This is a genomic window from Streptomyces tricolor, assembly GCF_002155905.1.
Taxonomy (GTDB): Bacteria; Actinomycetota; Actinomycetes; order Streptomycetales; family Streptomycetaceae; genus Streptomyces; species Streptomyces tricolor.
On sequence record NZ_MUMF01000049.1, the window covers coordinates 1 to 10,755 of the forward strand.

Below are 10,755 nucleotides of genomic sequence, written 5' to 3' on the forward strand. Positions count from 1 at the left end.
TACTTCACGCTCGGCGGCGACTCCGTCCTCGGCATCCGGATCGTCTCCGCCGCCCGCCGGGCCGGGCTCGCCCTGACCCCCCGGCACCTGTTCACCCACCAGACCCTCGCCGAACTCGCCGCCGAGCGTGAAGTAGTTGTCGTCGGCGCCGACTTCGGGCACGCCGAGCACCTCGGACCAGATCGCCGCGAGGATCTGTTCCGCCTCGCCGCGGGGCGGCCGGCCGGCTGCGCCGCCGGCCGGCGCGGCCCACCGCGGTACGGGCAGCGCCCGCCGGTCGAGCTTGCCGGTCGCACCGAGCGGCAGCCGCTCCAGCGGAACGACGAGCGCGGGCACCAGATGGTCGGGCAGGCCACGGGCGAGGAAGGCCCGCAGCTCGGCGGGGTCCAACAGAGCGGCCGGGCCGGGCGGCGTGGCGTCGGCGGAGACCGGACGATCGAGCGAGCGGGGTGCCGCGGGGTCGGCGGAATCCGGCGAAGCGGCCGATCCGGGCGCCACAGGGCCGACGGAATCCGGCGAACCGGCGGAACCGGGTGTCTCGGGGTCGAAGGGGTCCGGCAGATCGGCCGCGGCGGGCAGCGTGGCCGGCCGGGGCACCCCGGCTTCGGCCGGGTCCGGCGAGCCGACCGGACGAGGCACCGGGGCCGGCCGGGCCGGCGCGTCGTCGGCGGGGGCCGGCAGGGCCTGCGTGCGGGGTACCGCGTACGCGATCAGGCGGCGGTGGCCGTCCTGTTCGAGTACGCGGGCCGCTGCCGCCGCCACGGCCGGGTGGCGGGCCAGCGCGGCCTCCACCTCGCCGAGTTCGATGCGGAAACCCCGCACCTTGACCTGGTCGTCCCCGCGGCCGAGGTAGACGAGGTCACCGTCGGCCGTCCAGCGGACCAGGTCGCCGGTGCGGTACATGCGGCTGCCGGGCGGGCCGAACGGGTCGGGCAGGAAGCGGCCCGCGGTGAGGCCGGGGCGGCGCAGGTAGCCGCGGGCGACGCCGGTCCCGGCGAGGAACAGCTCGCCGGGCGCGCCGACGGGCACCGGCCGCATCCGCTCGTCCAGGACGTAGGCACGGGCGCCGCCGAGCGGCCGGCCGATCGGCGGGTCGCGGTCGGGGTCGGCCGGGTCGCAGGCGAACGCGGTGGCGTAGACGGTGGCCTCGGTGGGCCCGTAGATGTTGCGGACCTGGCTGCCGGGGACGGCCGCGCGCACCCGGCGCACGGTCCGGGCGGGCAGCCCCTCCCCCGCGAGGACGACGGTGTCGGCGGTGATCCGCACGGCGTCCTCGGCGAGCAGCCGGTCCAGGGCCGAGGGCACCGCGCTGAGCAGTCCGGCCCGCCAGGGTCCGGGGCGCTCGGCGAGGGCCAGCAGGTCGCGGACGACCTCCACGCAGCCGCCGGAGAGCAGCGGAGAGAAGATCTCGAAGACCGACACGTCGAAGTTGAGCGAGGTGGAGGCGATCACGTGCGCCAGGCCCCGGCCGGCGAACTCGGCCGCCGCCCAGTCGGTCAGGGCCAGCACGGACGCGTGGCTGACGACGACTCCCTTGGGACGGCCGGTCGAGCCGGAGGTGTGGATGACGTAGGCGGGGTGGCCGGGCAGCAGGGGGCCGCGCCGTTCGCCGTCGCCGACCGGGGTGTCCGGCACCTCGTCGCCCGGGTCCTGATCCAGCAGGATCCGGGTGAACGGGCCCTTCGGCAGCCGGCCGGCGGTCTCCGTGGCGGTGATCACGGCGTCGGGCCGTACGTCCTCGAAGAGGAACGCGACGCGCTCGGCCGGGTACTGGGGGTCGACCGGCAGATAGCCGGCGCCGCTCTTGAGCACCGCGAGGAGGGCCACGACGAGGTCGGCGGTGCGGGGCAGGCAGAGCGCGACGAAGCGCTCGGGCCCGGCGCCGGCGGCGATGAGCAGCCGGGCCATCCGGCTGGAGCGGGTGTCGAGTTCGCGGTAGGTGAGGCTGGTGTCGCCGTGGCGGACGGCCGGGGCGTCGGGGGTGCGCTCGGCCTGCCGCCGGAACGCCTCGGGCAGGGTGTCGTGCGGGGCCTCGGCCACCGGCCCGCCGAACCGGTCCACCAGCGCCCGCCCCGCGTCGGGAGCCAGCAGCGGCAGGTCGGCCAGGCGGCGGTCCGGGTCGGTGGCCATGCCGGTCAGCAGGGTGCGCAGGCTCTCGCCGAGCGCTTCCACCGTCGTCGCGTCGAAGGCGGCCGGGTCGTAGTCCAGGTTCACCGTCAGGGTGTCCCCGGGGGCGACGACCACGCTGAGCGGGTAGTTCGTGGGCTGAAGGTCCCGCTCCTGTTCCATGGCGAGGCCGTGCCGGGCCAACGCCCCCGCGTCGAACGGGTAGTTCTCGAAGACCACGAGCGAGTCGAACAGGGCGGTGCCGCCCGGTACGTCGCTCCACGACTGCACCTGGGCCAGCGAGACGAAGTCGTGGCGCCGGGCCTCGGACTGGGCGGCCTGCAGCTCCCGCAGCCAGTCCGGCAGGAGGCGCTCCCCGTCGACGCGGACCCGGGTGGGCAGGGTGTTGATGAACAGGCCCATCATCGAGGTGACGCCCGGCAGTTCGGCGGGCCGCCCGGAGACGGTCGTGCCGAACACCACGTCGTCCCCGCCGCCGTACCGGGACAGCAGCAGCGCCCACGCGCCCTGGAGGACGGTGTTCAGGGTGAGCCCCGCGCTCTGGGCGGTCTCCCGCAGCCGCGCCGAGACGTCCGGTCCGAGGGTCATCCGCACCGATCCGGAGGAGGAGGCGCGGTGGGCCTCGGCGGGCCGTCGGTCCCGGGGCAGTTCGGTGGGCGCCTGGAAGCCGGCGAGGGTCTCCCGCCAGTACCGTTCGGCCCGGTCGGTGTCCCGCCCGGCCAGCCAGCGCAGATAGTCGGCGAAGGGCCTGCGCTCGGTCACCTGCGGGCGGCGCCCGCGGGTGCGGGCCGCGTACCGCTCGCACACCTCGTCGAAGAGCTGGGCCGCGCTCCAGCCGTCGAGCAGGACGTGGTGGAAGGTCCACAGCAGGCGCACCCGGTCCGGGTCCAGCCGGATCAGCGTGAGCCGCATCAGGGGCGCCGCGCCCAGGTCGATGCCGGCCTGCCGGTCCTCGGCAAGCAGCCGGTCCAGTTCGCGCGCCCCGTGCTCGGCGGGCCGGCCGGACCAGTCGAGGTGGGTGACGGGCACGGTGGCCCGGTGCCGGACGACCTGGAGCGGCTCCGGGGTCTCCTGCCACACCAGGTGGGTGCGCAGCACCGGGTTGGCGTCGGCGGTGTGCTGCCACGCCTCGGCGAGCGCGTGCGGGTCGGTGACGCCGGACAGCACCAGCTGCACCTGGTTGACGTAGGTGCGGCCGGCCGGGTCGAGCAGGCTGTGGAAGAGCATGCCCGCCTGCATCGGGGTCAGCGGGTAGACGTCCGCGATCTCCCGGCCGTCCCCGGCGATCCGGTCCACGGCGGCCTGGTCCAGGCGGGCCAGCGGGAAGTCCGACGGGGTGCGGCCGCCCGCGCCGGGGCGGGCGCAGTGGGCGACGATGTCGCTCAGGGCCCGCAGCATGCCCTCGGCGAGCGCGGTGACGGTCTCCTCGCGGTGCCGTCCGGCGCCGTAGTACCAGGTGATCTCCAGCCGGTCGTCCGCCACCCGGGCCACGACGTCCAGCAGGTGCGCCCGTTCGGTGCCGGGTGCCTCCGCGCCGCCCAGGCCGCCGGGCACCGCCGCGATCAGGGCGCCGCCGTCGGGTGACCAGTCGAACCGGCCCAGGTAGTTGAAGCTGATGCCGGGTGCGGGCGCGCCGGTGAGCGTCGCGTGGCGGGCGAGGTGGCGCAGCACGCCGTAGCCGAGTCCCCGGTCGGGTACGGCCCTCAGCTGCTCCTTCACCGACTTCAGGGCGGTGCCCCAGTCGCCCGCCGGGACGGTCAGGGCGACCGGGAAGAGGGAGGTGAACCAGCCGACCGTGCGGGACAGGTCGACGTCCTCGAACAGCTGGTCCTCGCGGCCGTGCCCCTCCAGGCCGACGGCGACGGTGTCGCGTCCGGTCCAGTCGGCGAGGACCCGGCCGAGCGCGGTGAGCAGGACGTCGTCGACGCGGGTGCGGTAGACGCCGGGGACGCGGCGCAGGAGGCCGTCGGTGCGGTCGCGGTCCAGGCGGACGGTCACCTCGCGGACGTCGGCCATGGTGGTGCCGCCGTCGCCGTCCACGGGGAGCGGGTCGGCGCAGTGCCGGGCGGCCCGCTCCCAGTGGTCCAGTCGGCCGGCGAAGATGCCGGCGTGGTCGCGCAGCCGGCGGGCCCACTCCCGGACGGAGGTGGTGCGGGCGGGCAGCCGTACGGGCTCGCCGGACACGGCCTGCCGGTAGGCGGTCTCCAGGTCCTCCAGCAGGATCCGCCAGGAGACGCCGTCGACCACCAGGTGGTGGGCGACGAGCAGCAGCCGGGCGGGCCGGGTGCCGTCGGCCGTGAACAGCCGGGCGGTGACCAACGGGCCGGTCTCCAGGTCGAGTCCGGCGTGGGTCGCGGCGGTGACGCGTTCCTCGTCCTGCGGGGCGTGGACCCGGAGCAGGTCGGGGACCGGGCCGTCGGCGGCGGCGATGTCCTGGCGCCGGCCGCCGTCACCGGCGGGGAGGAACCGGGCGCGCAGGGCGTCGTGGTGGGTCCACAGGGCGGTGAGGGCGCGGCGCAGGGCGTCCTCGTCCACCGGGCCGGCCGTCTCGATCACGACGGACTGGTTGAAGAATCCGGCGTGGGCCGGCCGCGGGTCCAGGAACCAGTGCTGGATCGGGGTGAGGTCCGCCGCCCCGGCGACCGGTTCGGTGCCGGCGACGGCGGGCGCGGCGCCGGTGGTGGCCGCGGCCAGGCCGGCCACGGTGGGATGGCGGAAGAGGTCGCGGGGGGTGAGGGTGAGTCCGGCCGCGCGGGCGCGGGAGACGACCTGGATGCTGAGGATGGAATCGCCGCCCAGCATGAAGAAGTTGTCGTCGACGCCGACCCGTTCGACGCCGAGCAGTTCGGCCCAGATCCCGGCGAGGGTCCGTTCCGTCTCGGTGCGCGGGGCGCGTTGGGTCCGCTCGCCGCCCGCCGACCAGTCGGGGGCGGGCAGCCGCCGCCGGTCGACCTTGCCGTTGGCGGTCAGCGGCAGCTCGGGCACGGTGACGAACGCGGCGGGCAGCATGTAGTCGGGCAGTCCGGCCGCCAGGTGGTCGCGCAGCCCGGCGGCGGACGGCACCGCGGCCCCGGCGGCGGGTACGACGTGGGCGGCGAGCCGCTTGCGTCCGGCGTCCTCGTAGAGGGAGACGACGGCTTCGGCGATGCCGGGGTGGGCGGTGAGCCGGGCCTCGATCTCGGCGGGTTCGACGCGGAAGCCGCGGATCTTGATCTGGTCGTCCGCGCGGCCGACGAACTCCAGCTCGCCGTCGGGGCTCCAGCGCACGATGTCGCCGGTGCGGTACATGCGGGTGCCGGGCGGCCCGAAGGGGTCGGCGACATAGCGGGCGGCGCTCGCCCCGGGCCGGCCCGCGTAGCCCCGGGCCAGTCCCGCGCCGGCGATGTACAGCTCGCCGGGGATGCCCGGCGGCTGGGGCTGGAGGGCGGTGTCCAGGACGTACACGCGGGTGTTGTCGAGCGGGCGGCCGATGGGCAGTACGGCGGGCAGCGGGTCGCCGGCGCGGAAGACGCGGCGGGTGGCGAAGGTGGTGGTCTCGGTGGGGCCGTAGCCGTCCACGACGGTCAGTCCGGGGCAGGCGTCCAGCACCCGGCGTACGACCGCGCCCGGTACGGCCTCGCCGCCCGTCCACACCTCGCGGGCGCCGCGCAGGCAGCCGGGGTCCTCCTGGGCCAGCAGGCGGAACAGCCCGGCGGTCAGCCACAGGCAGGTCACGCCCTGCTCGGTGACGGCGCGCCGGACCTGGGCGGCGTCCAGGCCGGCCGGCGGGGCGAGCACGGCCGTGCCGCCCCGCAGCAGCGGCACCCACACCTCGTAGGTGGCCGCGTCGAAGGCGTGCGGCGAGTGCACGAGGACCCGGTCGTGCCCGGCGAAGGCCCGGTCCAGGGCGAGGGCGGCGACGTCCCGCTGGCGCACGGCGACGCCCTTGGGGGTGCCGGTGGAGCCCGAGGTGAACATCAGGTACTGGACGTTGTCGGGGTGGACGGCGGGGGTAGCGGGAGCGGGCGGCGGTCCGTCGGCCCCGGCGGTGTCGTCGGCGCGCAGGACGCCGTCGCCGGGCAGCACCTGCCGCGCGGTCTCCTCCCAGCCGGCGTCGGTGAGCAGCAGGCCGGCGCCGGCCTCGGTGAGCATGCGGCGCAGCCGTTCGGCCGGTGCCCGGCCGTCCAGCGGCACGTACACCCCGCCGGTGCGGACGAGCGCCAGCTGCGCGACGATCAGCTGCGCGGAACGCTCCATGAGCACCCCGACGGGGCGTTCCGGACGCACCCCGAGCCCGGCCAGGCGCGCCGCCAACCGCTCGGCGCGTGCGTCGAGTTCGCGGTAGGTGAGACGGTCGTCGCCGGCCTGGAGGGCCACGGCGTCGGGGGTGCGGCGGACCTGCGCGGCGAAGAGGTCCGCGACGGTGGTGTCGGGCAGGTCGGTGGCGGTGTCGTTCCAGGCGCGCAGCACCTGCTCGCGGCGGTCCGGGCCGAGCAGCGGCAGCCGGGCGGGCGGGCGGCCGGCGCCGGCGGGCATCCCGGCGAGCAGGGCGGTGAGGTACTCGGCCATCCGCTCGGCGGTGCCTGCGTCGAACAGCTCGGGGTCGTAGCCGAGGCGCAGCGCCAGCCCGGTGCCCGGGTAGGCGGTGAGGCTGAGCGGGTAGTTGGTGGTCTCGACGCCCTCCAGGCCGCTCAGGCGCAGTCCGTGGGCGGCGGCGAGGTCGTCGTCCACCGGGTAGTTCTCGAAGACGACGATGCTGTCGAACAGGGCGACCCGCTCGGGCAGTTCGGCGCAGGTCCGGATCCGGGTGAGCGGCAGGTGGTCGAAGCGCCGGTCCTCGCTCTGGTCGTGCTGGAGGGCGCGCAGCCAGTCGAGCAGGGTGCCGTGGTCCGGGACGGCGACCCGGGTGGGCAGGGTGGTGATGAACAGGCCGGTCATGGTGTCGGCGCCGGGCAGCTCGGGCGGCCGTCCGGAGACGGTGGTGCCGAACACCACCTCGTCCCGGCCGGCCTGCCGGGCCAGCAGCAGCGCCCAGGCGCCCTGCACGAGGGTGTTCAGGGTCAGGCCGGAGGTCCGGGCCAGCTCCTCCAGCGCCCGGCTGGTGGCCGCGGGCAGGGTGGCCCGGACCGCGTGCGTGGACTCGGCGCGGTGCGCCTCGCGCGGCTCCAGGTCGTACGGCAGCGGGGTGGCCTCGGTCAGGCCGGACAGGCGGCGGCGCCAGTGGTGTTCGGCGGCGGCCTGGTCGCGCTGGCGCAGCCAGGCCACGTAGTCGCCGTAGGGCGGGCGGTCCGGGAGGGCGCCGGGGCCGGTGCCGGCGTGGTGGGCGAAGACGTCCGACAGCACCTGGAACAGGCTCCAGCCGTCCAGGAGCAGATGGTGGAAGGACCACACCACGCGGACCGCGGTGTCGGAGACGCGGGCGAGGAGCAGGCGCTGCAGCGGGGCCCGTCCGAGGTCGAGGCCGGTCGCGCGGTCGCGGGCCAGTACGTCGTCCAGCCGGGCGCGGCGCTCGGTCTCCGTCAGCTCGCGCCAGTCCAGGTGGGTGACCGGCACGGCCGCGTGCCGCTGCACGACCAGCAGCGGCTCGGGCACGTCCTGCCAGACGACCCGGCCGCGCAGCACCTCGGTGCGGTCGGTGACGTGCTGCCAGGCGGCGGCGAGGGCCTCCGGGTCCGGGACGCCGTCCAGGACGAACGTCAGCTGCTGGAAGTAGACCCCGCGGTCGTCCTGGGACAGGCCGTGGAAGAGCATGCCCGCCTGGGTGGGCGTGAGCGGGTACACGTCCGCCACCGCCGCCGGGTCCGCGCCCGTGATCCGGTCCACGGCTGCCTGGTCGAGCCCGGCCAGCGGGAAGTCGGACGGGGTGCGTCCGGCGGCGTCCGGGCGGGCGGCGTGCCGGGCCAGGTCGGCGAGCGCGTCGGCGAACCGCCGGGCCAGGTCCCGGGCCGTGCCCTCGTGCTGCGGCCGGTCCGCGTGGAACCAGGTGAACTCCAGGCTGTCGCCGTCCAGCCGGCCGACGATCTCCAGGGCGTGCGGGCGCTGGGCCGCCGGGTCGGCGTCCAGCTCCAGCGGGCGGACCGTGCCCCGGTAGAGACCGTCCGGGTCCTCCGGCAGGCCCATGCGGCCCAGGTAGTTGAAGCTGATCCGCGCGGCCGGGGTAGGCGGGGCCGGGGGGTCGGCGAGGTGGCGCAGGGCGTCGTGGCCCAGGCCGTGCCGGGGTACGGCGCGCAGCTGCTCCTTGACCTGCTTCAGTACGGCGTCCCAGCCGGCGTCCTCCGGGACGGCGAGCGCGACCGGGTACCGGGTGGTGAACCAGCCGACCGTGCGGCTGAGGTCCAGCTCGGGGAAGAGTTCCTCGCGGCCGTGCCCCTCGACGTCGACCACGACCCGGTCCTGGCCGGTGCCGGCGCACAGGGCCCGGCCGAGGGCGCTGAGCAGGACGTCGTTGGCCCGGGTGCGGTAGGTGTCGGGCAGGGTGCGCAGCAGGGCCGAGGTGACCTCGGGGGTCAGGCGCACGGTGACCGCGCGCTGCGCGGCGTAGGTGCCGGGGTCCTCCCCCGCCACCGCGGGTGCGGTCTCCGGGACCGCCCGGGCCCAGTACGCGCGTTCGTCGTCGAAGCCGCCGGCCGCCGCGTGGGCGTCGAGCCGGCGCGCCCAGGCGCGCAGCGGCGAGGACTTGGCGGGCAGTGCCGCCGCGCCGTCCTCACCGGCGCGGCGGGCCCGGTAGGCGCGGTCCAGGTCCTCCAGCAGCACCCGCCAGGACACGCCGTCGACCACCAGGTGGTGCACGGCGAGGTGCAGGACGGGGGGCCGGCCGGCGCCCCGGCCGTGGAGTACGGCCCGCAGCAGCGGTCCCCGGGCCAGGTCGAAGGGGCCGAAGTGGGGGGTGTCCGCGTCCGGGCCGGTGTGGCGGGCCAGCAGGACGCGGGGCGCCCGTTCCTCGATGTGCCAGCGGACCCCGGGGGCCGTGTCGTCGGCGGCGAAGCGGGACCGCAGGGCGTCGTGGTGGGCGACCAGGTCGTTCAGCGCGTCCTCCAGCGCCGCCGCGTCCAGGTCGTCGGGCACCTCCACGGACAGCGCCTGCGCGTAGTGGCCGGCGTGCTCGGCCGAGGCGCCGAGGAACCAGCGCTGGATGGGGGTCAGGGGTGCGGTGCCGGTGGGAGCGTCCGGTGCGGGGGCGGCCTCGCGGGGGCCCCGGGCGGCGTCCGCGCAGCGGGCGAGGGCGGCGACCGTCTGGTGCCGGTAGACGTCCCGGGAGGTCAGCGGCAGGCCCTCCTGCCGGGCGCGGGCCACCACCTGGATGCTCAGGATGGAGTCGCCGCCGAGTTCGAAGAAGTTGTCGTCCACGCCGATGCGGGCCACGCGCAGCACCTCGGCCCAGATCGCGGCGAGGGCGCGCTCCGTGGGCGTGCGGGGCGCGACATGCCGTACCGCGCGCACGGCGGGTCCCGGGTCGGGGAGCCGGCCGCGGTCCAGCTTGCCGTTCGGGCTGAGCGGCAGGCCGTCCAGCACGAGGACGGTCGACGGCACCATGTAGTCGGGCAGCGTACGGCCGAGTTCGCGGCGTACGGCCTCGGGTTCGACCCGCCGGCCGGGGGCGGGGACGACGTAGCCGGCCAGGCGGCGGTGGCCGTCGGCGTCGGTGGTGGCGGTGGCCGCGGCCTCGGCCACGTCCACGCAGCGGCGCAGCGCCTCCTCCACCTCGCCCAGCTCGATGCGGAAGCCGCGCACCTTCACCTGCTGGTCGATCCGGCCGACGTACTCCAGCCCGCCGTCGGCACGGCGGCGCACCAGGTCACCGGTGCGGTACATGCGCTCCCCCGGCGCGCCGAACGGATCGGCGACGAACCGGGCGGCGGTCAGCCCGGGCCGGTTCAGATAGCCGCGGGCCAGCCCGCCGCCCCCGAGGTACAACTCGCCGGTGACCCCGACGGGTTGGGGCCGCAGGGCGGAGTCCAGGACGTAGGCCCGGGTGAGTGCCACGGGCCCGCCGATGGGCGGGGCCTGCTCGGGCAGCCGGTCGCCGGCGAACCAGGCGGTGGCGTACACGGTGGCCTCGGTGGGCCCGTAGATGTTGGCGATCCGGCAGCCGGGCAGGGCGGCGCGCAGCTCGTGCACCGTCTGCGCGGGCAGGGCCTCACCGGCGAGGACGACGGTGTCCGCGGTCACGGGTGCCGTACCGCCCGCGATCAGCCGGGAGACGACGGACGGCACTCCGCTGAGCAGCCCCGCCCGCCGGGGGCCGGTGCCGTCGGCGAGGGCCGGCAGGTCGGCGACCACCTCGACGGTGCCGCCGGCCGTGAGCGGGCAGAGCAGTTCGAAGACGGAGACGTCGAAGTTGAGGGAGGTGGAGGCGATCACATGGGCCAGGCCCTCGGCCCCGAACCGCTCCGCCGCCCACGCGGCCAGCGCGGCGACCGTGCGGTGGGTGACCACGACCCCCTTGGGGCGGCCGGTGGAACCGGAGGTGTAGATGACGTACGCGGGATGGTCCGGCAGCAGCGGCCGGGGCCGGTCGGCGTCGGTGACGTCCGTGTCGGGCACGGCCGGGTCGGCGCAGTCCTCCAGGAGCAGCGGTTCGCAGTCCGCGGGCAGGGCGGCGGCGGTCTCCCGGGTGGCGAGCACGAGGGCGGGCCGGGCGTCGTCGAG

At 76.6% G+C, this 10,755-nt stretch carries 1 pseudogene; it reads right to left on the reverse strand.

Annotated elements, in window-relative coordinates:
• Positions 1 to 297: 297 nt before the first annotated feature.
• A pseudogene (locus CCN44_RS04115) lies at positions 298 to 10,755 on the reverse strand (amino acid adenylation domain-containing protein); the annotation flags it as partial.